At 42.1% G+C, this 26240-nt stretch carries 18 protein-coding genes; 12 read left to right on the top strand and 6 right to left on the bottom strand.

Annotated elements, in window-relative coordinates; translation table 11 throughout:
* Nucleotides 1–103: 103 nt before the first annotated feature.
* The 3 genes from GSY63_RS22485 to GSY63_RS22475 all read right to left on the bottom strand — a co-directional run bounded on the left by GSY63_RS22485 (nucleotide 104) and on the right by GSY63_RS22475 (nucleotide 3866).
* A complete protein-coding gene (locus tag GSY63_RS22485) occupies nucleotides 104–1276 on the bottom strand; it encodes a pyridoxal phosphate-dependent aminotransferase (RefSeq protein WP_166588093.1) in 1173 nt (390 codons plus the stop codon).
* 25 nt (nucleotides 1277–1301) lie between these two features.
* Nucleotides 1302–2894: a flavin monoamine oxidase family protein gene (locus tag GSY63_RS22480; RefSeq protein WP_208094640.1), complete on the bottom strand. Its 1593-nt coding sequence runs from the start codon at nucleotides 2892–2894 to the stop codon at nucleotides 1302–1304.
* A 204-nt stretch (nucleotides 2895–3098) separates the two neighbouring features.
* Nucleotides 3099–3866 carry a helix-turn-helix transcriptional regulator gene (locus GSY63_RS22475; RefSeq protein ID WP_166588092.1) on the bottom strand — a complete coding sequence of 256 codons (768 nt, stop codon included), beginning with the start codon at nucleotides 3864–3866 and terminating at the stop codon, nucleotides 3099–3101.
* A gap of 526 nt (nucleotides 3867–4392) precedes the next feature.
* Here GSY63_RS22475 and GSY63_RS22470 point away from each other — a divergent pair.
* From GSY63_RS22470 to GSY63_RS22440, 7 genes are all read left to right on the top strand, one after another.
* On the top strand, nucleotides 4393–6654 hold the full coding sequence (locus GSY63_RS22470; RefSeq protein ID WP_166588091.1) for a TonB-dependent receptor: 2262 nt from the start codon (nucleotides 4393–4395) through the stop codon (nucleotides 6652–6654).
* A gap of 45 nt (nucleotides 6655–6699) precedes the next feature.
* Nucleotides 6700–8061, top strand: coding sequence for an HmuY family protein (locus tag GSY63_RS22465; RefSeq protein WP_166588090.1), 1362 nt, complete (start codon nucleotides 6700–6702; stop codon nucleotides 8059–8061).
* A 137-nt stretch (nucleotides 8062–8198) separates the two neighbouring features.
* Nucleotides 8199–9044, top strand: coding sequence for a heme/hemin ABC transporter substrate-binding protein (locus GSY63_RS22460; protein ID WP_166588089.1), 846 nt, complete (start codon nucleotides 8199–8201; stop codon nucleotides 9042–9044).
* Entirely contained in the window at nucleotides 9044–10093 is a 1050-nt protein-coding gene (locus tag GSY63_RS22455) for a FecCD family ABC transporter permease (RefSeq protein ID WP_166588088.1), read from the top strand. Before GSY63_RS22460 ends, GSY63_RS22455 begins: the two co-directional genes overlap by 1 nt.
* Complete coding sequence (locus tag GSY63_RS22450; RefSeq protein WP_166588087.1) at nucleotides 10090–10878, top strand: heme ABC transporter ATP-binding protein; 789 nt, start codon at nucleotides 10090–10092, stop codon at nucleotides 10876–10878. Before GSY63_RS22455 ends, GSY63_RS22450 begins: the two co-directional genes overlap by 4 nt.
* 11 nt (nucleotides 10879–10889) lie before the next feature.
* Complete coding sequence (locus GSY63_RS22445; protein WP_166588086.1) at nucleotides 10890–11918, top strand: hemin-degrading factor; 1029 nt, start codon at nucleotides 10890–10892, stop codon at nucleotides 11916–11918.
* Nucleotides 11919–11999: 81 nt separating this feature from the next.
* Entirely contained in the window at nucleotides 12000–12323 is a 324-nt protein-coding gene (locus tag GSY63_RS22440; RefSeq protein ID WP_166588085.1) for a DUF6686 family protein, read from the top strand.
* A 3-nt stretch (nucleotides 12324–12326) separates the two neighbouring features.
* On the opposite strand, the gene GSY63_RS22435 is transcribed toward GSY63_RS22440, so the two are convergent.
* On the bottom strand, nucleotides 12327–13244 hold the full coding sequence (locus tag GSY63_RS22435) for a phytanoyl-CoA dioxygenase family protein (RefSeq protein WP_243749304.1): 918 nt from the start codon (nucleotides 13242–13244) through the stop codon (nucleotides 12327–12329).
* Nucleotides 13245–13706: 462 nt separating this feature from the next.
* Between GSY63_RS22435 and GSY63_RS22430 the strand changes: the two genes are divergently transcribed.
* The 3 genes from GSY63_RS22430 (at nucleotide 13707) to GSY63_RS22420 (ending at nucleotide 19017) form a co-directional block, all read left to right on the top strand.
* Entirely contained in the window at nucleotides 13707–15902 is a 2196-nt protein-coding gene (locus GSY63_RS22430) for an alpha-galactosidase (RefSeq protein ID WP_317168595.1), read from the top strand.
* A 280-nt stretch (nucleotides 15903–16182) separates the two neighbouring features.
* Nucleotides 16183–18501 carry a sensor histidine kinase gene (locus GSY63_RS22425; RefSeq protein WP_166588082.1) on the top strand — a complete coding sequence of 773 codons (2319 nt, stop codon included), beginning with the start codon at nucleotides 16183–16185 and terminating at the stop codon, nucleotides 18499–18501.
* 63 nt (nucleotides 18502–18564) lie between these two features.
* Nucleotides 18565–19017 carry a DoxX family protein gene (locus tag GSY63_RS22420; protein ID WP_166588081.1) on the top strand — a complete coding sequence of 151 codons (453 nt, stop codon included), beginning with the start codon at nucleotides 18565–18567 and terminating at the stop codon, nucleotides 19015–19017.
* A 17-nt stretch (nucleotides 19018–19034) separates the two neighbouring features.
* Here the strand turns inward: GSY63_RS22420 and GSY63_RS22415 are convergent, their stop codons facing one another.
* Nucleotides 19035–20312, bottom strand: coding sequence for an NAD(P)/FAD-dependent oxidoreductase (locus tag GSY63_RS22415; RefSeq protein ID WP_166588080.1), 1278 nt, complete (start codon nucleotides 20310–20312; stop codon nucleotides 19035–19037).
* Between the two features lie 19 nt (nucleotides 20313–20331).
* Nucleotides 20332–21225 carry an AraC family transcriptional regulator gene (locus GSY63_RS22410; RefSeq protein ID WP_166588079.1) on the bottom strand — a complete coding sequence of 298 codons (894 nt, stop codon included), beginning with the start codon at nucleotides 21223–21225 and terminating at the stop codon, nucleotides 20332–20334.
* A 211-nt stretch (nucleotides 21226–21436) separates the two neighbouring features.
* Between GSY63_RS22410 and GSY63_RS24705 the strand changes: the two genes are divergently transcribed.
* Nucleotides 21437–24088, top strand: coding sequence for a sigma-54-dependent Fis family transcriptional regulator (locus GSY63_RS24705; RefSeq protein ID WP_208094639.1), 2652 nt, complete (start codon nucleotides 21437–21439; stop codon nucleotides 24086–24088).
* 136 nt (nucleotides 24089–24224) lie between these two features.
* Nucleotides 24225–26174: a sigma 54-interacting transcriptional regulator gene (locus GSY63_RS22400; RefSeq protein ID WP_166588078.1), complete on the top strand. Its 1950-nt coding sequence runs from the start codon at nucleotides 24225–24227 to the stop codon at nucleotides 26172–26174.
* Nucleotides 26175–26240 lie beyond the last annotated feature (66 nt).

Genomic DNA, 26240 nt, shown 5'->3' with positions numbered 1-26240 from the left:
ATAATAATCGACAGACAAAAAGCAATCACTACCCCCGCATGGCGTCGGGGGTAGTCGTTGATCGCTTAGGTCCCGGTAGTTTTCGTAGTTTGTTTATTTATAATTATGACAATTGTTTAAAGGCATCTGCAAAGGCCTGCATCTCGTCCATGCGGCCTATACTTACTCTGCACCAATTTTTGTTGTTGAATTCCCAGTGCCGGATGCTTACACCTCGGTTAGCCATTTCGTTGGCAAAACGAGCTCCATCCATTTTAATTTCAAACATTACAAAGTTGGTTGATGATGGGATGTAGTTGTAACCCTCTTTCTTCAGTACCGAATAGAGGTATTCTTTAGATTCCATTGTTTTTTTAAGAGCCGCCTGCAAAAACTCTTTTTCCTGATATCCTGCTATTGCAGCAGCAACTGTCGTTGCCGAAAGACTCATGATGCCTGTTGCATAATCAGATAGCGTTTTTACGGTTTCGGGTTGTGCCACAACATAGCCACAACGCAAACCAGCAAAGCCGTAAAGCTTAGAGAAAGTACGTGCCACAATAATATTTTGGCCGGCCTTAACGCCGCTGATCAAAGTTGTGCCTTGCGGATCGGGGAGGTAGTCTATATAAGCCTCATCTATAAATACTGTCACTTTTTTGCTGACGCGCTCGCAAAACGCTTTCAATTTGGCGGTATCCAAAACCGTAGCAGTCGGGTTATTGGGGTTACAGATGTATATTAATCCGGTATTTGGACCGATTTTCGCTTCCATAGCATCCAAATCAAGTTTGTAATCTGGTGTAAGCGGAACCTTTACTAACTTGCTACCCAATTTCGCAGCAGAGCGAGGCAGGTCGTCATAAGATGGATCGCCGCAAATAATTTCGGCACCATTTTTTCCATAGTACTGGGCTGCAGCATGCAACAATGGGGTAGAACCGGCATCCATCAGAATGTTCTTTTGATCTATACCTTCATATGCTGCAATTTTACCAGTCAAGTCACTAAAACGCATAAATGGATATTGGTAACTAAGATCCAAAGCATCTTGTATTGCTTTTTTAGCCGCAGGCGAGGGGCCAAAAGGGTTTTCATTTGCCGAAAGTCTTGCTTTGATAGCCATTGACGCCGAAGTAATAACTGATTCGTCTGTAACGGCCATATCATCAAACGAGCCGCTCATTAGTTTCGCTGGCATAGCTACTAGTTTGCTGACGCTGCCGGAAAACACGGTTATCCCGGCAGCCATCAAGGCGCTCGATCTGATCCAGTTTCTACGATTAATTGTTGCCATGATTATGATGTTTTAGTTTAGTTTCTTAGCCTTTAGTACCCGTTTCCGGATATGCAACCCTAGTTTCGGTAACCCGCCCATGCAAAGATGCCACCACACTACGCGCAGATTCAAATGCGCCCGCCATCCAGGCGTTTAAATAAGTAAGGTGTTCACCAGCGAAATACACATTGGCATCCGGTTTCAATAATGCCGGGTAATGGTCTCTGCGGGTATCGTTTGTATAAACTGCCCAGCCACCCATGTTGTATTTAGTTTTATGCCAGCTAACCGAAAACGAGCGCTCAAACTCCTTATCATATTGTGGATGAATCAATCGTCCTTTATCTAAAGCCAGTTTTTCACGATCTGTGTAACTTAAATCGCCAACACGCTCTGCCTTCTCGTTAAAGTTATAGTATCCAATAAGGATTCCCTTTTTATCCAGGTAATCGTACGATGGATAAAATATCTGTGTCAAATCGTTATTTGTGTGCGTGATACCACCATAAATTGCTTCATCTTCCTCCCAAAACCGGCGCTTAAACTGCATGCCGATTTTACCGGTTTTCATATAGCCGATAAAATCAATTGCACGGCTCACATCCGATGAGAAGTTATGATTAATATTACTCAGTATAGGCAGGGGTAATGTGCAAATACACATATCTCCGTTGATACTGTGTTCGCCCAGGGCATCTTTATAAACTATCTTAACGCCATCGGATATGTTAGTAATATTGGTAACCTCGGCACCCATTGTTAGTATAGGGGCGACTTTCTTTTCTAATGCCTTAGCGATCTGATCCATGCCACCAACAGCCTGAAACATAGTTCCCTGTAATTCGTAGGTGTATTCGGCAACATTGTAAAAATCGGGGTCCATCAAGCCCGATTCAATAATGTCTGCCAGCTTATGTGGATCGGCTATTTTACCCACCTTGTTACCTGCGCCCGGCGATTCGATATAGCCGCGACGCGCAGAAGCCTTATATAGTTTATCTACATCTAATCCGCCTTCGGCCATCAGATACTCAATCACTTTTTGTGCGTCTTCCTTAGAAAGTGCAGCATCTAAATTACCATGATCGATGCTTTTGGCCAGCATCTCTGTCATGTAACCGCGCACATCGTTATGAATTTCGCGGGTACGTATTTTTTTATTGGATAGAGACCCTTTTCCCTCCGCAAAATAATAGGTGTTTTCGTTAACGTTGTTGTACACCTGTATTGGTACACCTAGCTCCTTACAATAATGTAGCGTGAGCTGATGGTGATGTGGGATGCGTGATGGACCTGCGTTAAAATAAAGACCGGCATCGAAATTTGCAGTTGCCGTAGCTTTGTCAAATTCTGTATTTGTACTTCCGTTTCTAATACTCCAGCACCTGCCCCCAGTGCGTTGCCTGGCCTCAAGTATCTTGCATTGATAACCTAACTTGTTTAGCTCGTAAGCGCAAGTCATACCGGCTAGTCCGGCACCCAATATGATTACCTTTTTGCCATTTCCGCTTCCTTCAAGATTAAATGCATGTGCCGGAGCCGATTTTAACATACCCAGTGCAAGCATAGCCGGATATGAAGCGCCTGCAAGCATAGCACCTTTACCTAAAAAATCGCGTCTGGAGATGTTTTTCAAAACAGATTTTTATAAATCATTAATAAATGATGCTATAAAGATAAGTTTTTCTTTAATTTTTTAACAAAATGTTGATAAAATGGTGTTTATTATCCCAAATGTTAGCTATTTTTTCATAAATAGATTCAAATTTTACGTTATTAACTGGTTAAAATGCAGTAAAATTTAAATTTTGTGACATATTTAAGTGTATTTTTTGATTATTTAAGCAAATTGAACGAAACCACTTATCAAAAGCGCTAATATTTTTCCGATTTGGCTCGGTAGAAGGCTATATTTCTTCTTAAAAGCAGAAGTAAAGTGGTGCGGATTCTTATATCCAACAATTTCAGATACTTCACTAACTGATTTTCCGTCTTTCAGCAGCTGATAGGCAGTATCCATTCTCAATTCAAATAAATAACCAAACACGGTATGGCCAAACAGGGTTTTAAAGCCTTTTTTAAGTTTAAAATCGTTAAGCCCGGTTTTGCGGGCTAGTTCTATTAGCGAGCAGGGTGTTTGCAAGTTTTGTTCAACTAGGGTTTTGGCTTCCTCTAAACGTGAAACATCTTCCTTGCTGAAATTCGCAGGTGTTAATTGTTTGTTCTCCAGTCTTTCTAATTGTAACGATAATAGTTCGAGGATTTTGGCCTCTAAAAATATTCTGCGGATATAGTCAGGTTGGCTAGCTTCTAAAATTTCCCTGATCAATACTTTAAAACGGCTGTCGCGATATTCGTCTGTTGTAACCAATGTCAATGGCTCTTGTTCGTTTTCTTCAATGTGTTCGGGCAGCATATCTGTACCTACCAGTTTACTAATGAATCTGCGGGTGAGGCAGATCGTAAAAACCTTAGTAGGTCCGTAAACCATCATATCAATATCCATTGCTGAACAGTAAAATGTATGATAATTTCCTTTTTCGAGGTTGAATCGAGTTGGTGAGTCATTTGACTGGATACTTATCTCGCCGTTGAGTACAAAGTTCATGATCCAACAAAAATTGTTGCATCGCACATTCATTCCACAATGACTATGAATCTCAAAATCGGTATTAATCAAACACGCACCTTCAAACCATAACTCTTCTATCCTCAAATTTCCCCAGTCGGAGGAGGCTGAGGAACTACGTTGTTCAAGATGACTGGAACTAATGAATTCGTGAGGATATGATAGATTAAGCTCAGGTTGGTGTTTGGGCAATGATGTAAATGTGATCTGCATAAAATCCGTTTAACGTTGTTTTCAATCCGTTTTGCGTTAACCGCTACACTGATGTTTGCGCAAATTTGCATCATTATTTTTAATCAGTCTAAATAAATGCAAAAAATATATTTTTCTAATCTGATATTTCTCGCTGTGAAATCGTCGGACTACGGCCATTTAACGAATACTTTTAGGCATTTGCAACATTCTTGTTTCGATCCGTTTCGCGTTGTTTTTAATCCGTTTGGCGTTACCTCAATGTTTAAATATACCTCACTTTTGCGCCACTATTAATAATTAGTCTAAATAAATGCAGCGTCGAATTATATATCTATTTTTACTCATTGTTTCCGTCCGCAGCAGAGTTTCTGCTCAGGATAGCTATGGAAAAGTGGTTGGTCATGTTATAACCAAAGATGGTAAGCCAGCACAAGGAATTTCGGTTTCTCTCCTCGATACCCGCTTCGGGGCAGCCACCCAGGCTGATGGTACTTATTTACTTAAAGTTAGCCCTGGCAAGTATCAAATTCAATTTAAGGCAATGGGTATGGCTGCAAAACAACAAAGTATTGAAGTTGTGGGCGGGCAGACTACTAAAGTTGATGAAGTAACACTCGAACTCAGTTCATTTCAATTAAAAGATGTGGTAGTGACTGGCCAATATGCTCCACAATCATTAAAGAACTCGGTTTATATGGTGAGAACCATTAGTAGCGAACAAATCCGTTTAAGAAATGCAACCAAAGTTCAGGAAGTATTAAGTGACCAGCTTGGGTTTAGATTCAGTAACGATTTAACACTTGGAACTTCGGATGTGTCCTTAATGGGGATTTCTGGCCAGCGGGTTAAGATCTTATTGGATGGTGTGCCTCTTTTGGATCGCGGTGAAACGCGCGAAAGCCTTAACCAGATTGATATCAATTCAATTGATCATATTGAAATTGTAGAGGGCCCTATGTCAGTGAGTTACGGTAGTGATGCCCTTGCCGGGGTAATTAACCTGATTACAAAGAAGCCCAATAGCGGCGAACATCTGGATGTACATGCCCGCGTGCAGGAAGAAACTGCAGGTAAGCAATATGACGCTTTTCATGGCAGTGGTACACATTACGAAAACGTTGGGATAAACTGGAGCCACAAGGGCTGGGAGGCTGGCGGCAATTTTGCCCGCAATAATTTTGACGGGGCGATGGCTGGCTGGATGCCTAAAGATCAATGGCTGGGCAACGCTACAGCAGGGTATCGTACCAACAAATTCCATATATGGTACAGGCTTGATGGGGAAAACGAAACTTTAAAAAATAACGGGCAGCCGAACGTAAATAACGGTATCGAAACTGACGCTCATTATATCACCTACAGATGGATGCATCAGTTACAAGGCGAATGGTCGGTTAATAAAGATTTGAGTTTTAGCGGCGTGGCATCGTATACCGATTACAGTAGACGAACACAGACAACCACTTATAATACCCTAACCGGCGAACGATTTTTAACACTTGGCGCCGGCGAACAGGATAAATCTGTATTTGACACTAAATTTTTTAGAGCGACTGCACAATACCGAGTTGCAAACGGGTTTTCGTTACAGCCAGGTGTAGAGGTTAACCTTACCGGCAGTAGTGGTGCACGTATAGAAGGAACGCCCACTATTAATGATTACGCCTTCTTTATTTCATCTGAGATACAACCTATTTCGACGATAAGTATCAGACCAGGACTGCGATTCATCAAAAATTCTGTTTATGACGCTCCACCGGTGATACCTTCAATTAATACCAAATTTAAGTTATCAAATGCCTTCGATCTGCGTTTGGCTTACGCCCGTGGCTTTCGTTCGCCAGCTTTAAGGGAGCTTTACTTTGATTTCTTTGATGCCAATCACTCCATCAGAGGCAATACAAATTTAAAAGCCGAGTTTTCCAATAGCTTCAACGGATCTATAAGTTGGCTGTCATTGGGTTCTGGTACAGTACGATTTAAATCGGCTTTAAGCGGTTTCTATAATGATTTTACCAACCTGATTACAACCGGTTACGATCCGTCGAATCCTTCGGTGATGACTTATATCAACATTGATAAATCTAAAACCAAAGGCGGCAGTATTGATAATACCGTCTATTACAAAAATCTGCAGGCTAAAATTGGTTTTGCATACATAGGCACATATAGTAAGATTGCTAGCGATACCTTAAACCAGGCTGGCTTTGTGTGGTATCCTGAGGTAAGCAGTACTTTATTATATCATTTTACCAAGTTAAAAGGAGATATCAGTCTTTTTTACAAGTTTAATGGCACCCTGCCTACTTATGAAGTAGTAACCAATACAGCAGGCGCAACCATCATCAATCTCGCTAAACGCTCGGCTTTCAGCACGGCCGACATTACGTTTAACAAGTTTATCACCAAGACCATCAGTTTAGCAGCCGGTGCCAAAAACCTGTTTGACGTTACCAACGTGAATAATACTTCGCTTAATGTTGGCCAGGCGCATAGTACGGGCGGGCCTGTACCACTAGGTTATGGCCGGTCGTACTTTTTAGGTATCGACTTCAAGTTCGGTAAAAATTAACAAGCAACTAATTCTTTATTAATATAAAACACCAAAAAACAAAAAATGAAAAAAGTTCTATACCTGATGTTAGGATTGGCGTTGGCAATCGGCGCTTGTAAAAAAAGTGATCCACCTTTGCCGGATAATGCCATTAACTTTTCGGCATCAGCACAAGGGATGGAATCTGCAGCTACATCTGCAGATGTAACCCTTAATCTAAGCAGAGCGGCAGATGTTGCAACACAAGTAACCCTTAGTTTAACAACTACCGGCGTAACTTATGGTAAAGAGTTTTCTACTACGCCAGCTGCGGCATCTGATGGTACAATTACTGCAACTATTCCAGCTGGCAGTAATTCGGTTACTGTAAAATTAAATAAGACTGCAGGCGTATTTCTTAACGGTAATGAGTCTGTAAGCTTCAAAATTAAAACGGTGGGCGGCTCGGTAGTTTTAGGTACAACCAGCGAACTAAAGGTAAGCTTTGCAGCGATTACATCAACCGGTACAACTTTAACCTTAAACGGTGGCGACGGTGGTTCGGCGGCTGTTAACTCTGTATTTGTTGATTTTAGTGCCAACACTCAAACATCTGTTAAACGCGCAAGCTGGGACCTTGGCTTTTACAGCGGTACCGATTTTCGGGTTATTCTTAACAACACTACGGCAGCTTCTGTAGTAGCGGTTAATAAAAACGATATAAACCAGGTTTCCGCTAGTGATGTTACTGCAGCAAGCCTTGAATTAGGCTTTGGAAAAGGCACATTCAGCATTTTTGATGATGTGAATGGCGACTTAACCAAAACTGCAATACCTGCGGTGTCGGCTACGGATGCGGACAACAAAGTTTATGTAATAAACAGAGCAGGTGGTTCGGGAACAACTTCGGCTGTTGCAGATTTCTATAAAATCCGCGTGTTACGCGCTACGAATGGCTATACTTTGCAGTACGCCAAAATAAACGAAACCACATTTAAAACGCTTACTATCGCCAAAAACACTTCGTATAACTTTAGCTATGTTTCTTTTGATACTGGCGCTGTAAATGTAGAGCCAACTAAAGATCACTGGGATATGGAGTGGACGTACAGCATTTATTACACCGGGACAACTCCATACGCTTTTGCGGATTTAGTATTCACTAATTATTTAGGTAATGTATCTAGTGCAGAGGTGTTAACCAGCACGGTTACCTATGATGCATATTCAGCAAGCAACGTTGCGACAACGACTTTCAGCACTGGCCGCGATGTGATCAGTTCAAACTGGCGTGCTACAACAGGTACGATTGGTGTTAAAACAGATCGTTTCTATGTGGTTAAAGATGGCTCGGGTAACGTTTATAAAGTGAAATTTATAAGCTTCACTACAAATGATGGCGGTACACGCGGTTATCCTGTAGTACAATATGCTTTAGTTAAATAAGCTAATGTATACTGATTAGTCCATTCACATAATCATACAAAATCGAACCTTTATAATAGTTAGTTAATAAATCAGTTGATTCCATGTTCCGTCCCCGTTGGTCTGGGGGCGGGACTTATTTTCTAAGATCCTCAACAATGACATTCAAAAAAATTAAAATATTACTATCAGGTATCGCAATTGTGCTAACCGGCTACACCCAACGTGCCAATGCACAGGCATCACCTAAAATTGTATCTGTAAATGGTACTATTAGTGAGATATTAGCGGGTATTGGCATGGAAACCAATATTATTGGCACCGATATTACCAGCAACTACCCGGCAACGCTTAAATCTAAACCCAAAGTTGGTCATAATCGCAACCTGTCTGCCGAAGGCATTATTGCGTTACAGCCTGAAGTAGTAACCGGACTTTCTACAGAACTAAAACCCGAACTGGTAACACAACTAAAAAGCGCCGGTATTAAACTGGTATTATTTACACAAACCTATTCGCCTGATGGCACTCGTAAACTGATTAAAGAGGTTGCTGCGGCCTTTGGCAAGCCTAAACAAGCAGAACCGCTGATTAAGAAATTAGATAGCGATCTGGCTGCCGCAGCCAAAATAAGCAAAGGCAATAAGCCTAAAGTGCTATTTATTTATGCCCGTGGTACAGGCACCATGATGGTTGCCGGAGAAGGTACCCAAATGCAGCAAATAATTGAATTAGCTGGCGGCGTAAATGCTGTTAAAGGCTTTACGGATTTTAAACCATTAACCCCTGAGGCATTAATTGCAGCTAACCCAGATGTAATTCTACTGTTTAGCAGCGGCATGGATAGTTTAGGAGGCACGGCAGGTTTATTAAACGTACAAGGCGTAGCCCAAACAAACGCAGGTAAGAACAAAAAATTTGTAACCATGGATGGCGAACTGGTAAGCAGTTTTGGCCCCAGGTTAGGATTGGCAGTAGGTGAACTAGCGCAGAAGATTAAATAATGTTTGTTAAAAATCATAGCTATATACTTATTGGTTTAACCATACTGCTCGTTGCCACTATAATTGCTTCGGTCTGCATGGGGGCGGTGCATATCGGGGTTAGTCAGCTTTGGTCTATGATAACCTATCATACTGGGTTAAGCAAAACCCCCGAATTCACCACACAACAATTTGCCGTGCTATTTAACCTTCGTTTGCCAAGGGTATTGCTAGGTGCGTTGATCGGTGCTGCGTTGGCCATTTCGGGGTCGGCTATACAGGGGTTGTTTCGCAATCCGCTTGCCGAACCGGGGTTGATCGGTATATCATCTGGAGCCACGCTGTTTGCCGCCCTAATGATTGTTTTTGGCGGAAAGCTTTTGGTGGCAATAGGTGGTAACTACGGATATTATTTGCTATCGGCCGCGGCATTTGTTGGCGCACTAATAACCGCAACTTTGGTCTACCGCCTGGCTATGCATCAAGGCCGTACCATAATTACGTCGCTACTGTTAACTGGTATCGCTATTAACGCCCTTGCTTTTGCGTTTACAGGCCTGCTTACTTATATATCAACAGACGAGCAGTTACGCAACCTCACTTTTTGGAGTTTAGGAAGCCTTGGCGGAGCAAGCTGGATTTCATTTGGTAGCGTTTTACCATTTATAGCAATTCCGCTTATTATACTCCCTTTTATGGGGAAATCATTAAATGCCCTGGCGCTTGGCGAAGTACAGGCCGGGCATATGGGCTTCAGCGTAGCAAATATCAAACGCATAGTGTTGCTGTTAGCTACGATGTCGGTTGGGGCATCAGTTGCAGTGGCCGGTATTATCAGTTTTGTGGGTTTAGTTGTACCACACATTATACGGATCGGGTTTGGGGCCGATAACCGTCTGGTAATACCTGGCTCTGCTATTTTGGGCGCGGCAATGCTTACCCTGGCAGATCTGGCTTCGCGTACTATAGTTGCACCCGCCGAATTACCCATAGGTATCGTAACTGCATTAGCAGGTTCGCCGGTATTTATTTACATGATCGGTGCTCAACTTAAAAAACAACAGGTATGATCAAGGTTAACAATGTTTCTTACCTGGTTGGTAAGAAAGAGATAGTGAAGAATGTGTCCTTTGAAGCTAAGCAAGGGGAGATTATGGCCATTCTGGGAGCCAACGGCGCCGGCAAAAGTACTTTGCTTAAATTGTTGTGCAACGAGATAACGCCATCGGCAGGTGAGATTATATTTTATGATAAGGCGTTGCCAAGCTATCAATTAAAAGAGTTGGCTCGCAAGCGGTCGGTATTAACACAGCATAATACGTTGAGTTTATCCTTTACGGCAAAAGAATTGGTTTTGATGGGCCGTTATCCTCATTTTGATGGTCAGCCAACCGAACATGATTTAGAAATGGTTAAAGGCGCCATGCAATCAACCGGTATCACACACCTGTCCGGCCGCACGTATGAAACCTTATCAGGAGGGGAGCAGCAACGAGTGCAGCTGGCGCGCGTTATTGCGCAGATACAAGATGTTGCCGATGGATGGCTTTTATTAGATGAACCAACCAACGGACTCGATCTCTTGCATCAGCAGCAATTATTAATACAGGCGCGCGATATGGCCGACAGGGGCTACGGCGTGATCTGCATCCTGCACGACATTAATTTGGCCGCAGCTTATGCCGATCAGATATTGATCTTAAAACAGGGCAAACAACAAGCGCTTGGTTCACCGGATGAGGTGATCAACTGCGAAAATATCCATGATGCTTTTGGTATCAAGGTGCAACTAATGAAAAACGAAAACTTTAGATGTCCGCTGGTAATTACCACCGGACGAATTAATCAAGCTTAATTATTAAAATTATGGAAAGTACAACACAAACTATAAAAGCGCAATGGGACGCTTTAAAAACTGAAAACTCTAAACTACGTATCAGAGATGCAGCTAAGCAATTAGGCGTTAGCGAAGCAGATCTGGTAAATACGGGAATCGGCACAAGTGCAACCCGACTGAACGATCAGTTTCAGGAACTACTTAAAGAAGTAAATACGTTGGGCAAAGTTATGGCTTTAACCCGCAACGATTATTGTGTACATGAAAGAAAGGGTATTTACAAGAAAGCATCTTTCAACGGCCACATCGGCTTAGTGGTGACGCCAGATATCGACCTGCGTTTATTTATGATGCACTGGAAATTCGGGTTCGCTGTAAACGAAAACGACAGACATAGCCTGCAGTTTTTCGATAAGCATGGCGAAGCTGTACACAAGATCTATTTAATAGAAGAAAGCAATATTCAAGCTTACAACGAATTGGTAAACAAATATCAGGCAGAAGATCAGTACGAAGATTTGGCAGTATTGCCTGTGGCTTCGCCAATTGCGGAATTACCAGACAGCGATATTAACGTGCCGGAATTTCAGGAGGGTTGGAGAAACCTAGAAGATACTCACGATTTTCATCCACTATTAAAAAAACATCAGATAAGCCGTACACAGGCATTGCGTTTAGCACCGGATGATTTCGCAGTTCAATTAGAAACATCGGTATTGAAGGCTATTCTCGAAGGTGCTTCAGCAAGTGGTTTAGAGATTATGGTATTTACCGGTAGTGCTGGTTGCATTCAGATCCACACTGGGCCAATTACCAAATTGGTGGAAACCGGCCCTTGGTTCAACGTACTTGATCCCGATTTTAATATGCACCTGCGCATGGATGGTATTAACACCATTTGGTTGGTTAAAAAGCCAACTAAAGATGGCTGGGTGCACAGCATCGAAGTTTTTGATAAAGACGGCAATACCATTGTGCAGTTCTTCGGCAAACGCAAACCAGGTATTCCAGAAAGTGAGGGTTGGAGAGCGTTGCTAACCGACAGTACCAAAAAATAATTGAAAACAAAAAGTCCTGGTTACCTGCGGCATAGCTTAATGCGCCGCAGGTAATGCAGGCACCAATTAAAACTACCTGCCATGTGTGAAACACGTACATTAGCTCAATGCGGTACCGCGTTAATATGCGATTGCCCCGAATGCGGAATGATGAGTATATGGCATCAAAACCTGATGCTAAGTTTTACGCCCCAACAAATGGAGGCGTTTCATCAGTTTATAACCGAACTCGATTTTGATAGCCGGAGTTTTCCATTTCCCGACGGTTCGGAACGGGCAGTTTTGTGTACGCCCAATGCCGACATCAATTTTGTATTTACCCGAACGGAATGGCGCAACCTTGCAACCGCATTAAGCGATGCCTTATACCTACATGAGGTTTATAAGGCGATGTACTCGCGGTGAAGCTTAATTAGCCGGCATATAATTTATATACTGAACAAAGCGGGGCAACTTAGCCGTGTTTGGGCGGCTACCATGTGGTAACGCATGATGCCAGATAATGAAATCACCGGCATTGGCGGCTATGGGTTTAGCTCCCAAACTATACAGGTCTTGTTTTTGAGGGTCGACTCCCTTTGGTAAATTAACCAGCCAGTCATCAATCTTATGCTGAAACCCCGGCACCAGCGTGAATGCTCCTTGATTTTCAGCCGTATCAGATAGATAGAGTATTCCTTGTAAGCCGAATGGAACAGGAGTGGTAAAGGTTCTCATATCCCAATGTAAATAAGGACCGGGGAACTTATAACTCGCCGTTTGCGGTGGGTTAAAGCCAACACGATCAGTATTTACCCAAATGTCCGTACGTTGCCAAAGTTCTTCATAAGCTTTGCGTATTTTAAGACTACGCCGGTTTTGTTCCAACAAAGGGTGCTGAAACAGTTGCACCATTATACCTTGTCTACTTTGATGCTGCTTATACCACGTGGAGGCATCATAACGGTCAACCTCAATATGGTCACAAAGCGCTTCAATAGTAAGATCACAAATTTCCCTACTCACCGCATTTCTGATAATTACATATCCATTCTCTTCCCAAAACTTTAAATCCTCCGGCGACAATACTTCGTACGAAATTGATTCAAAACCAAAGGATTGATATTCTTTAGAGAATAGTTTATTGAAATTAAAAATCTTATTCAGATCAGGTTGCGGAGTTGTGGCCAATATCCAATTTTCAAATTCATCAAATGAAGGTGAGGTGTGATAAAGATATTTCAATGTTGGTTCGAGGCCTAAACCCAAGGTACTCAATAGCGTCGCATCGGTTTGCCATTCGTCTTCAAAATCTCCCTGATCGAGTTTAGCCTCTTTCTTTAGCATGTGTTTGTGCCAGTATCTTTTGAGGTGCTTTATCTGCAATTTTCCAGTTTCCTGTGATGAAATTAATTGTTGGGTGGACATGGATTTGATAAGTTTAAGCTTGCAATAAATATAGTTTAAATTGTATGCCAGTGATAAAAATGTTTTCAAAAGTGGTGCATGGTGCAAAGTTCCACATGCACCACTGTGTTCCTACTTAAAAGTCATTTTTACTTTAAGTGGGTTTGGTTATTGAGTTAATAAATAGTTAGTTATTGGTTCAGTATTAGTTAGTAAAATTAAGCCAATGTTCCACTTTTACTAACTTATAAGTCATTATTTGATTTGCTGCGCTCCACTATTTCAGAATTTATTAATGTCAATTCAACATTAAATATTTTGCTAAAGTGTTTTATTACACCCAATTATTGTTTATTGTTGTAAACCCAAATGGTGCCAATTATTATACCTAATACTTTAAAAGTGAAGAACCTTTTTACTCCTTTATTATCGTTCGGTTTTACCCTGATATCGGCTACTTTTGCGCAGGCGCAAGTGGTTACTATTCCGGTAGAAACTGCCCACAATGCCTTGGTTCTGCAAAGCAACGTTGCAAAACAATTAAACGCCATTTATTATGGCAAGAAACTAAGCAACGCGCCCGAGTATAGTGCGATCCCCGACACCTATAAACAGGCGGAAGATTATACCGGGCTGTATAACGCCGCTTATACAGCCGCCGGGTCGCGCAACCTGCTCGAGCCCGCTATAGCCGTAACACATGCTGACGGCAATAATTCGCTCGATTTAAGATATGTAAGCCACGAAGTAACTAAACAAGGCGACGATGTTTCCCTGCTCCGTATCGAACTTAAAGACCCGGTTTATGCTACGAATGTAACACTCTATTATAAAGTCTATTATAAAGAAGATATTATAGAGCAATGGAGCGAGATCCGCAATACAGAGAAAGGGACAATCACTTTACAGAAATTTGCTTCAGCCAATTTAAATTTAAAGGCCAATAGCTATTGGTTGCGCCAGTACCATGGCGATTGGGCCCGCGAAATGCAGCCTGAAGAAACACAGTTAACCCACGGCATCAAAACGCTCGACACTAAGTTAGGTACCCGCATCAACCTGTTCATGCCATCGGTATTTATGGTATCGTTTGATAAACCGGCGGGTGAAGACGAAGGTAAAGTGCTTTACGGCGGACTGGAATGGAGTGGTAATTTCAAGACAGACTTTGAGGTAGACCCGCAAAATAACCTGCGCATCATATCCGGTATTAATAACTATGCATCACCGTACGAATTAAAATCGGGTGAATCTTTAACTACACCTGCCTTTTGGTATACCATGTCTGACATGGGTAAAGGCGAGGCAAGCCGAAATGTACAGAACTGGGCACGTGATTATAAGATACTTGATGGTAAGGGCCAGCGCTTAACATTATTAAATAACTGGGAAGCAACCTATTTCGACTTTAACGAAACCCGTTTAAGTGGCCTATTGAAGGACACCAAGAGCCTGGGAGTAGATCTGTTTTTACTTGACGATGGGTGGTTTGCCAACAAATATCCGCGCAACAGCGACCACACTGGGCTGGGCGACTGGGAAGAGAACCGCACCAAACTGCCGCACGGCATTGCCTCGCTAGATAAAGAAGCGCAGGCAGATGGTGTAAAATTTGGTATTTGGATAGAGCCTGAAATGGTTAGCCCGAAAAGCGCTTTATACTCCAAACACCCTGATTGGGTAATTAAGCAGCCACAACGCGAAGAATACTACTACCGCAATCAATTGGTTTTAGATTTAACCAATACCCAGGTACAGGATTTTGTGTTCCACACTATCGACTCGCTTTTTATTAAAGCCCCTGGCTTAGCTTACATTAAGTGGGATTGTAATGCGGTTATCTATAATGCTTATTCGGTACACCTTAAAAATAAGCAGTCGCAGTTTTATGTAGATTATGTAAACGGTTTGTATAAGGTGCTTAAACGCATTCGTGCCAAATATCCAACCGTGCCTATGATGCTATGCTCGGGCGGCGGCGGCCGGGTTGACTATGGTGCACTGCAATACTTCACCGAATATTGGCCAAGCGATAACACCGATCCCTTAGAGCGCATTTTTATCCAGTGGGAGTATTCTTATTTTTACCCTGCAATTGCTAGCTCTAACCACGTTACCGATTGGGGTAAACAACCACTTAAGTACCGCATAGACGTTGCCATGATGGGCAAATTGGGTTTTGATATTGTGATTGATAAATTAAGCGCAGCCGATCGCAAGTTTAGCCAGGATGCAGTTAAAATTTATGATGGCGTTAAACAAATTATCTGGCATGGCGACCAATACCGCCTGGCCGATCCGCGGACCGGAAGCGTTGCTTCTGTAATGTACGTGGATGCCTCGAAATCATCTGGTGTTATGTTTAATTATCTGGTAAACAGCCGGTATGGCGAAGGCAGTCCAACGCCATTTAAACTCAAAGGACTAGATGCTGTTAAGAGATATAAACTTCAGGAGATTAATCTTTATCCGGGCTCTAAATCCGGCATCGATTCAGAAAGAGTCTACTCGGGCGACTTCTTAATGAAAATTGGCTTTAATCCGGCAGTGAACACTAGCCGTAGCAGTGTTATAGTTCAAATTAACGAGGTTAAATAAACCATTAAATATTCAATGGGCTAGAGCCGTCTCCAACGAGGCGGCTTTTATTTTTAATTGGCATAAATAAGCGATACAACTAAAACCTTAAACTATACATCTTTTTAGGTTACTATTATGCCTATATTCACGCAACATAGCTTAATGGTAAGCACTGCCTTTAAGCCCCAATAAGCCGTTACCACTAACTAAATATTTATCGCCAAAAGTTCGGCAAACTTATTACGTGTTTCACCTATTTCGATCAGAATCTTTTAGATCGAAATAAGCAACTCAGATTATGATGAAGTTTCTGTTAGCCTGCCTTATCCTGCTGATTGTTTGCCTGGAAGCACCAGCCCAAACGGCTAAAGAGATTCCGATCAGGGTTATTTTTACACGCATTCAGCAAAGTAAGCCCGATACCAACCGTGTACGATTACTCATACAGGCCGGCAACCATTTTCTTTATAAAGCAGGCGGCTTAAAACCAGATATGGAAGTTGCCCTCTCGTTTTTTGATAAGGCAGACGATCTGAGCCACAGTTTAAACGCAATTAAACTTCAAAATGAAATATTGCAACTTAAAGGGTTGACCTTTACTAAAATGGGCGACTTTGCCGCTGCTCGTAAACGTCTTATAAAGCTTACTAACTACTATAAAGCAAAACACGACTCCGTCAAGGAAGCTAATACCTGGGCAAATTTTGGCGATTTTATTTGGGTTGATGATAAAAACGATGCCCCTTATAAGATCTCTTACTATGAAAAAGCCCGCGATTTGTTTAAGCAAACCCACAATCGCGAAGAGGAAATTACCACTAACAAAAAGATTGCACAAGCACACCTGATACAGAATAAAATAGACCTTGCAGAAAATGAACTGCAACAAGTATTAAACGACTACAAGGCCATCGGGTATAAAAAGCTGCATTATACTTATGATCTGCTGGCCAGCATCAGCAGGGCAAAGGCCGATCTGCATAAAGAATTGTTTTACCGCATGGAGGCCCGCAAAAGTATGGAGGCTTCGCATGATATGGATGTGGCCGATTATGTTTACGCTAAACTGGCCCTGGTATATTCGGATTTAAGTATGTATCCGCAAAGCTATACCTGGATAACGCGGGCAATGGAAATACTAAAAGCCAAGCGTCAGTTCGAAGACTATTATGGAGATTTTAGCCTGCAGGTATACGATCTGATAACCTCTGGAAAGCCACAGCTCGCCCTGGAAGCGGTAAAGAAAACCGAAAAAGAGGTGCCTCCGATGAATGATCCCCAGCGTGTTGACCTTGCTGAAGCCTATGGCAATTGCTACGTTGCCCTTAAACAGTATGCTAAGGCAGAGCGCTACTACCTGCAAATGATGCAGATATATAAACTCACCAATTTTAACAGGGTATTTTATACCACCAACGAGCAAATGGTTTTAGACTTTGTGCACTATAACGAAACCATGGGTGGTTTTTACATTTTGACCAAAGATTTCCCTAAAGCCGGTTTCTATTTCGGTAAGATATTGGAGTTGCCAAAAGGCACGGTTCGGCCGGTTACGCTAAGTAAAATTCATCGCTTGCAGTTCGAGGTCGATTCAGCTTCCGGGCAGTTCATACCGGCTATTCAGCATTTTGAGGCGCATAAGGATATCAATGATTCGTTGTACAACGCAACCAAAAGCAAGCAAATAGCCGATTTACAAATCAAGTACGAAACCTCGCAAAAAGAACAATCTATTAAACTACTGCAAAGCCAAAGCAAAAGCCAGCAGACCGAATTGCAAAAGCTGAATTTGGAGCGAAATATTACTTTTGTGGGCGTTGGGATGCTTTTCGTTATGGCGGGTTTAGCTTATTATGGCTACCGGCAAAAACAGAAAAGCAATTTAATTTTACAAACCAAGCAGGACGAGATTAATCAACAAAACCAATCCTTACAGCTATTATTAGATGAAAAGGATCGCTTATTAAATGAAAAAGATTGGCTGCTTAAAGAGGTGCACCATAGGGTGAAAAACAACCTGCAAATTGTGATGAGTTTGCTTAACACCCAGTCCGCTTATCTCAAAAACAACGCGGCTATAACAGCCATTCGTGAAAGTCAGAATAGAGTGCAGGCAATATCCTTAATCCATCAGAAATTGTATAGCACCTCAAATGTTTCGAGTATTGATATGGCCGTTTATATTGCTGATTTGGTGAACTATCTTGTAGGTTGCTATAATACCGGCGATAGGGATATCCGTTTCGAACAGCAGATTGAACCCGTGCGTATGGACGTTGCCCAGGCAATTCCGGCGGGATTAATTTTAAATGAAGCGATAAACAACGCCATTAAGTACGCGTTCCCCGGCGGCAAAGGCGGCAGAATAAGCATTGTATTGAAATATGTAGCTACCGACGCGTTGCGGTTAACCATAGCTGATAATGGCGTCGGCCTGCCGGATAATTTCGACCTCAAAAACACCAACTCCTTAGGTATGGAAATGATGAAGGTACTGAGTAAACAATTGGGAGGGAAGTTCGCTATCAAAAATAAAAGAGAAGGTGTAATTATCTCTATAGATTTCTTTACCGAAAAAATACTTGGAACCGTAAACGAAGCCGTTGCATACAACTAGTGATACTATTAAGCTGATAAATGATTTCCAGATGCTTAGTTTTGAGTTCCAATCATAATCATAATGACCGTCACCTCTTCAAAATTTCCGCAATTATACTTCAGATTAGCTTTAAGTATTGGTTTCTTTTTGCCGGTTGCCGATAGGCTAGGTTTGCTTGGTCCTGCCGGTCAGCACGCAGTAAGCTGGGGCAACTGGGAAAACTTTGCCGCTTACACCAACACGCTAATGCCTTTTTTAAGCAGGGGCACGGCAAGTTTTATGGGAGTACTGGCCACCATCTGCGAGGTATCTATCGCACTGGCATTTCTCATAGGGTTTAAGGTAAAAGCTGCAGCTATAGGTAGCTTTTTGCTTACGCTGATATTTGCAATATGCATGTTCATTTTTTCGGATCCCAAGGTACCTTTCTATTATTCTGTTTTTGCAGATAGCGCTGGCAGTTTGTTACTTGCCTGCGTGCCAGCCTATTATTGGAGCCTTGATAACTATCTTTCTAAAAAGCGTCGCCGATAAAAATGATTTCTTGTCCGCTAATCGCCGCTGCGGAAGATCATCCTTAACGCCTGGTCCCTGGTTAGATAAGATACCGTCCAATTTATAAAGGTGCTCAATTTGTTACGGTAATTTACCAATGACATGAGGTGGATAAATAACCAGACAAAAAGTGCGGGAAAGCCTCGTAAGTGTGTTGCGGTGGGTATTAGCAAATCAAGCACGGCATATCGACGGCCTATGATAGCCATACTGCCTTTATCGTTATATATAAAAGGTTTCATTAGCTTACCTGCCGACACAGCCTTGAAGTTTTTGGCCAAAGCTTGTCCCTGTTGTATAGCGGGCTGCGCCAATTGAGGGTGCCCTTTAGGGAATTTGCTGTCGGTTGTCATTACACAGGCATCGCCTATGGCATAAACGTCCGTTAACCCCTCAACCTGGTTAAACTCGTTGGTTATCATTCTTTTGCCTACGCCAAGGCTGGTGGCAGGAATGCCTTCAAAAACGTTGGCGGTAACGCCTGCAGCCCAAATTAAACTGCGGGCTTCGATAATTTTCCCGGTTGATAAGCTAACCTGTCCGTTCTGATAGTCGGATACGTGAGTGTTTAAAATGATCTTGACACCCAGGTTGTTTAGTACGTCGAATGTTTCATTATGCGTTTTTTCGCTCATAGGCAATAGGAGGCTACGGCCGCCATCAACAATATAAATATCTCCCGACGACCCTTTTAACTCGGGGTAATCTTTGGCTAATATGAACTTCCTGAGTTCGGCCAACATGCCTGCCACTTCAACGCCGGTGGGGCCGCCACCAGCTACAACTATGGTGGTTAATTGTTTGCGTTCAACCATGTCGTTAGTAACGCTGGCCCGCTCTAAGGTTTTTAAAAGCGCGTTTCGCATTTTCAGTGCATCGTCAATGTTTTTCATTGGGATGGCGTACTTCTTAATGTTCTCCATGTCGAAGAAATTACTTTGGGTACCCGTTGCAAACACCAACTTATCGTAAGTAATTTCACCAGTATCTAAATGGCAGGTTTTTAATTCGGGTTCTACTTTTAATAAGGCACCAAGACGAAACTTAACCCCGTTTTTACGAAAGAGCTTGCGGAAGGGATAACTGATGCTCGAGGGTTCTAAAAAACTGGTTGCCACCTGATAAAGAAGCGGTACGAAGTAATTATAGTTGTTCTTATCAACCAGTGTTATATCGTAGCTTTTGTCTTTAGCCAATTGCATAGCCAGGTTAAGGCCGGCAAACCCGCCGCCGATAATTACAACTTTGGTTAGGGCGTTATTTTCGATTTTCATTGCGCCGTGCAGGTATGTTTTAGTTTACCATTAATGAAGCACTCGAAATGCCCATTCTGTTTTTCTTAAAATCAGAAAAACTCATACCGGTGGTGTTTTTAAAAAATTTGCTAAAATGTGCCAGGTCGAAAAAGCCAAGATCGTAGGCAATTTCTTTCATGCCGGTGTCGGAGTAGGCAGCCTTTCTTTTGGCTTCCAAAGCCACGCGTTGGCGTATGTGGTGACCTGCAGGGTAACCGGTTATTTTTTTCACTACCTCGTTAAGATAGTTAGGCGTTACTGCCAGATGATTGGCATAATCGGCCACCATTTTTTGGTTGCGGAAATTTTGCTCTAACAACGACACGAAATTCTGTAAAAGATCAATATTTCGTGACTGTGGCGTAACCGGCAGCAAGTTTTCAAACTGTCGGCTTAAATGGATCAGGAAGATCTTAAAATAACGTCGCAGCATCTCTGTGCGGTATAAATTAAAATCGCTATACTCTTTTATCATCCGGTTAGTGAGATCCTGCATTTCGGCAATGTTCTCTTCCTGCAGTAAAACAGATTGTGTTGCAAACATCTGGTGTAAACTTCTCAGCAATGATTCCGAGTCGTGGTCTTCTATCCCCAAAAACAGTTTCGAGAAAGAGAATATATAACCTTCCGAGGCATTGCGTAGTTGTATGCTTTCAAATTGCCCTGGTTTAATAAATAAAAGGCAATTGTTTTGGAACTCGCAGGGGCGCATATCGGCCCAGTAGTTTCCATCGCCTTTGGTAACCCAGATAATTGCGAAATGATTGTTATGATCATTCATATTTTCGTGCTGCCGGTGGCAGAGCACCGATTGTATGGTGCAGATGTTAAATGAGGTGCTGTCGGAAATATTCTTTGCCGCCGTTGCCTGAAAATTGTGAAGGTGTTTCATAGTGTTTTAGATTTGATGAATGCTATAACTCCTAGGCCAAATCCATGCCTAAATATTAAGTATTTGATTTTTAGGTATTTATATATATTTAATGGGGATAAATGATGGCGATATTTCATCATTTTGAATTAAGTGACGAAATATCGTACATTTATAATGTTCTTCGCGCTTCCCGAAAAGATACCTCCACATCTGTCTATTACCTTATTCTATGAACAGTGAACTCATTAAAGCATTTGAAAAAAAGGAGAACGAAAGAAGCTTCCTTTTAAAGCTCAACAGCGACATTGCCGCGGTTAGAAATAAAGAGGAGCTACTGGCTATGCTTTGCAATAACCTTAACCAAGTTGGCTTTTACAGTAATCCTGACATCAATATTTTGAATGAGAGCCGCACTGCATTTATTCCTTTTATCCCCAATAATGATAGCCGGGCAAATAGGATCTGGCATACGCATTCGGGCGATGTGTATACTTGCCTCGACGGCATGTTTGAACAGATACTTAATGCCGAAGAGCCATTGTTTTTTGATGTAGCTAAACTGGTTACAGACAACGATGTGCCCGAACACGTTAAGCATCTTCACCTGGCAGGCGTGCAGGAGATTGTGGTTGTGGGTCTGCGAGATCATGGAAAGTATATAGGAGGGATATTATTCTTTGCGGAAGAGGTAAAAGTCTTTACCCAAGATCAGCTTCTAATGGTTAAAGAGATTGCACGGCTAACCGGTATTGCTATAGCCAATATTCTTTTTAGAGAGGATATTTTGGAGCGCGAAAAAGAGAAGGAATTTCTGCTCTCTGTAAGTTATGATATAGCCCGAACGCGTAATAGGGATGATCTGTTGCGTGTAATTAACAACCGGCTTAAAACGCTGTTTGATTGTTCGCATTGTGGCATTGGTGTTATTAACCGGGAGACTAACTCTGCTAGTATTTTCTTGCGGGACCCGGAGTCGGTTACCGTAAACGATGATAGCTTTCTGACGTCGTTTAAAGATTACCATATAGATAGTAATGATATCATATCAGAAACCATCAGCACTCAACATACACAGATATTCGATCTTGAGCAGGAGAACAACAAAGGGCGATTGCCCGCAGTTATAAAAAAGAACCTGCAATTGGGCATTAAAGAAATGATTGCAGTGCCCCTCAGTAATGAGTATATGGCCTTCGCCGTGCTATGCCTGTTCGCAAAAAATAAAGGCAATTTCAACAATCGGTACTTTAAAATATTGGATGGTGTAGGCAGTCAGATGTCTATCGCCGTGGCTAATATTATCGCCAACGAACGTTTAGTAGAAAAGGAAAAGGAGAAATCGTTATTACTGTCGGTAAGTAAAGATATTACAGCCTGCCGTAGTAAAAATGAGTTTTTGAACGTGATCAATTATAAACTCAAAAATTTAATAGATGCTAAAGAAGTAGTAATCTCGGTACTAAATGATGATGGTGAAACACACAGTACTTTTTTACATGATTTAACGGGTGCCCCCCCGCAAGCAGAACGATCAACACGAAAATATCCCTTAGTTGATGGTATTTATGAAAGCGTCTCATCATCTACAAGTGCCGTGATGCTCGATTTGGAAGAATTGTTGACTCGTGGAAGCGCTCCGTCGTATATCGATTCTTTTTATAAAAATGGCATCAGGCAGGGTATTGCAATTCCATTGATAGAGAACAACCGGGTAATCGGAGCCATTTTTATGTACATGGAAAAAAAGATTGCTACTGAGCGTTACCCACTAAGCCTGCTGCAGGGCATTGCCTCGCAAATTGCAATTGCCGTGTCTAATATTAGGGCGTATGAGAAAATTCAACAGCAGCTTAAAGAGATAGACTACTACAAAGCACTGTTGGAAGAAGAGAACCAATACCTGCACCAGCAAATTAAAACGGCTTTTGATGATAGCAGCGATATGATAGGCCATGCCGGTGGGCTGAAAGAGGTATCGAACCTGATATCGCGCGTAGCGGCATCAGATACTACGGTTTTGATTTTAGGCGAAACGGGTACGGGGAAGGAGCTGGTTGCACGTGCACTTCATAGTGCATCGCCGCGAAAAGATAAACTGATTATTAAGGTAAACTGCGCCGCTTTGCCGGCTACCCTGATAGAAAGCGAACTTTTTGGCCACGAAAAAGGCAGTTTTACCGGTGCTACCGAACGGCGTATAGGTAAATTTGAACTGGCTAACAACGGCACACTTTTTTTGGACGAAATAGGCGAACTGGCGCTTGAGTTGCAAGTGAAACTACTACGGGCCTTACAGGAAAAAGAGATCGAGCGCATTGGCGGTAAAGAGGTGATTAAAACCAATGTGCGCATTATTGCGGCCACTAACCGTAACTTATACCAGGAAGTAGAAGCAGGCCGCTTTCGCAGCGACTTGTATTACAGGTTAAATGTATTTCCTATTACGATACCATCGCTTAAAGAGCGCGTAGAAGATATTCCGGCTTTGGTTTCATATTTTATGAATAAGCTATCGGGTAAGTTGGGGAAAAACATTCAAAATATTGGCACCGATGCTATGAGCGCGCTAATGGCGCACACCTGGCCGGGCAACGTACGCGAACTGGAGCATGTTATAGAGCGTAGTGCTTTAATGGCTAAAGACAGTACCATACGCGAGGTATATATGCCGAATAATAGTAAGAGTGTAACGCCTGTCAACCCCGAAGTTGTAAAAATAAAGTCGCTGGATGAAAGCGAGCGCGATCATATCAAGGCTATTTTAATGCGCTGCAATGGCAAAATAAAAGGGGCAGGCGGAGCCGCCGAATTATTAGGCCTGCCATCAACCACGCTACACTCTAAGATGAAGAAGTTAGGTATAGCAAAAGACGATTACTAAGATCTTATTACAGATAATTTATACCTCAATAACCATATTTAATACATTGATGACATTGCCAATATTGGCTATTTTCCCTACCTGAAAAGCATGAGGAAAGAGCAGGGCAATAGCTACCTATCCTTAACACGCAGCTATGAAGAAAAAGATATTAATAGTAGAAGACGAATCGCTGATAGCTTACGACCTGAAGTTGATACTCATACGGGCTGGCTACAAGGTGAGTGGCATTGCCGACTCTGTAGCCGAAGCACTGGAGATGATCGAAGAGGAAGAACCAGACATGGTGCTATTGGATATTTACCTCAAAGGATCGTTAACTGGTATAGACCTTGCAAAAAAGCTAACTGTCAAAAATATTGCGTTCATTTACCTTTCAGCCAATTTTCAGGAAAGTATTCTCGAAAAGGCAAAAGAAACCCAACCATACGGCTTTTTGGTAAAGCCATTCCGCGAGAAGGAACTACTGATAACCTTAGATGTTGCTTTTTACAGGCATCAAAATAGCATTGAGTCCAAACTTCGGCAGGAGCAATTGCTGGAAGATTTATTTAAAAATATCGTAGCAGAATCGGGCGAATGGGAACAAAAACTACTGAAAATAGTCAGGAATATTCAACCCTATGTACCCTTCGATTATATCACCATAATCTTAAATAATGCCGGCGACATCCCCAATAATGGTTTAAGCTACCTCAGGACGGGCTTCGACGAATATGAAACTATAGGTACAGACGATTTTATGAAAATGATCGGCGTCAACACGCCCGAGTTAAAGAAAATGGCAGAAGACAGTCCTTTGAGCACTAAAACAGAGTTCTACAATAACGCCGACTTTAACGATATCATCAGATATTACCCTATAAAGCGATTGATTGCCAAAAATCTAAAAGTACAGTCATTTTTAAATTTGCCTTTGCTAATGGCCAAGGGGCAAATCATATCCTGCTCGTTCTACAGTCGCAAGCCCGATTGCTACGCGCCAGACCATGTGAAGCTGTTGAGCCGGTTACAACAATCTTTGGTTACTGCAATAACCAGTATTGTACCAATAGAAAGGTTTGCAGTACGTGCGTCGCAACCAGAAGATATTGCGGCTTCCACTTCTAAAACAGTTAGCGCACCTGTTAATTTTGATAATATTATTGCCAAAAGCCACCAGATGCTTACCATATTAGATCACGTATCTATTGTGGCTCCTTTAGATACCTCGGTATTAATATTGGGCGAAAGTGGCACCGGTAAAGAGCGTATTGCAAAAAGTATCCACAACCTATCGCCACGCAAACATAAGCCATTAGTTATTATTAATTGTGCTGCACTGCCAAGCAATCTTATCGAGTCGGAGCTTTTCGGGTTCGAAAAAGGGGCTTTTACTGGCGCGCAGGAAAAACGCATCGGTAAGTTTGAAATGGCCAATGAGGGCACCATCTTTTTAGATGAGATCGGTGAAATGCCTGCCGAATTACAAGTGAAACTGCTGCGTGTATTGCAAGAACAGGAAATTGAACGAATAGGTGGTAAGGGTGTGATAAAGATTAATGTACGTATTATTGCAGCCACTAATCGAAATCTCGAAAAGGAAGTGGAAGAAGGCCGGTTCCGTTTAGACCTTTACTACCGTTTATGTGTATTCCCGATCTCTATACCAGCCTTGCGCGAGCGTAAGGAAGATATACCACTACTCGCCCAGTTTTTTATCGACCGCTTATCTCAAAAAATAGCCAAACCGATAACAGGTTTTTCCCCCGAAGCATTAAACCAGCTCATTAATTATGGTTGGCCGGGTAACGTGCGCGAATTGGAGCATTTGATAGAACGCAGCATTTTACTTGCAGATGGGCCGGTAATTAAAGAAGTACAATTGCCCAAATTTAATAACCTTAAACCTACCGATTATACTACAGAGACAACCGTAGTTAAAACTATTGACGAAAATGCCAGGGAGCATATCCTTAATGTTTTGCAAAGTTGCAATGGTAAGATCAACGGCGAAAACGGTGCTGCTGAGATACTGGGTTTAAAACCATCAACCTTACACTCTAAGCTTAAAAAGCTCGGTATTAAAAGAAATAGCAGGTATTAATAACTGCAAACGCACTAATACAGAAGCCGCTGATTTTTATTAAATCGGCGGCTTTTTGCTTTGTTA

The organism is Mucilaginibacter agri, assembly GCF_009928685.1.
In the GTDB taxonomy this organism is placed as follows: Bacteria; Bacteroidota; Bacteroidia; order Sphingobacteriales; family Sphingobacteriaceae; genus Mucilaginibacter; species Mucilaginibacter agri.
The sequence above is the reverse complement of the archived record's forward strand: the minus strand, read 5'-3'. Positions and strand labels throughout refer to the sequence as shown.

Excerpts from the sequence above, each read along its gene's own strand:
- GSY63_RS22485 (WP_166588093.1), bottom strand. The coding sequence starts at position 1,276 with ATGGCAACAATTAATCGTAGAAACTGGATCAGATCGAGCGCCTTGATG.
- GSY63_RS22475 (WP_166588092.1), bottom strand. The coding sequence starts at position 3,866 with ATGAACTTTGTACTCAACGGCGAGATAAGTATCCAGTCAAATGACTCA.
- GSY63_RS22470 (WP_166588091.1), top strand. The coding sequence starts at position 4,393 with ATGCAGCGTCGAATTATATATCTATTTTTACTCATTGTTTCCGTCCGC.
- GSY63_RS22465 (WP_166588090.1), top strand. The coding sequence starts at position 6,700 with ATGAAAAAAGTTCTATACCTGATGTTAGGATTGGCGTTGGCAATCGGC.
- GSY63_RS22460 (WP_166588089.1), top strand. The coding sequence starts at position 8,199 with ATGACATTCAAAAAAATTAAAATATTACTATCAGGTATCGCAATTGTG.
- GSY63_RS22455 (WP_166588088.1), top strand. The coding sequence starts at position 9,044 with ATGTTTGTTAAAAATCATAGCTATATACTTATTGGTTTAACCATACTG.
- GSY63_RS22450 (WP_166588087.1), top strand. The coding sequence starts at position 10,090 with ATGATCAAGGTTAACAATGTTTCTTACCTGGTTGGTAAGAAAGAGATA.
- GSY63_RS22445 (WP_166588086.1), top strand. The coding sequence starts at position 10,890 with ATGGAAAGTACAACACAAACTATAAAAGCGCAATGGGACGCTTTAAAA.
- GSY63_RS22440 (WP_166588085.1), top strand. The coding sequence starts at position 12,000 with ATGTGTGAAACACGTACATTAGCTCAATGCGGTACCGCGTTAATATGC.
- GSY63_RS22435 (WP_243749304.1), bottom strand. The coding sequence starts at position 13,244 with ATGCTAAAGAAAGAGGCTAAACTCGATCAGGGAGATTTTGAAGACGAA.
- GSY63_RS22425 (WP_166588082.1), top strand. The coding sequence starts at position 16,183 with ATGATGAAGTTTCTGTTAGCCTGCCTTATCCTGCTGATTGTTTGCCTG.
- GSY63_RS22420 (WP_166588081.1), top strand. The coding sequence starts at position 18,565 with ATGACCGTCACCTCTTCAAAATTTCCGCAATTATACTTCAGATTAGCT.
- GSY63_RS22415 (WP_166588080.1), bottom strand. The coding sequence starts at position 20,312 with ATGAAAATCGAAAATAACGCCCTAACCAAAGTTGTAATTATCGGCGGC.
- GSY63_RS22410 (WP_166588079.1), bottom strand. The coding sequence starts at position 21,225 with ATGAAACACCTTCACAATTTTCAGGCAACGGCGGCAAAGAATATTTCC.
- GSY63_RS24705 (WP_208094639.1), top strand. The coding sequence starts at position 21,437 with ATGAACAGTGAACTCATTAAAGCATTTGAAAAAAAGGAGAACGAAAGA.
- GSY63_RS22400 (WP_166588078.1), top strand. The coding sequence starts at position 24,225 with ATGAAGAAAAAGATATTAATAGTAGAAGACGAATCGCTGATAGCTTAC.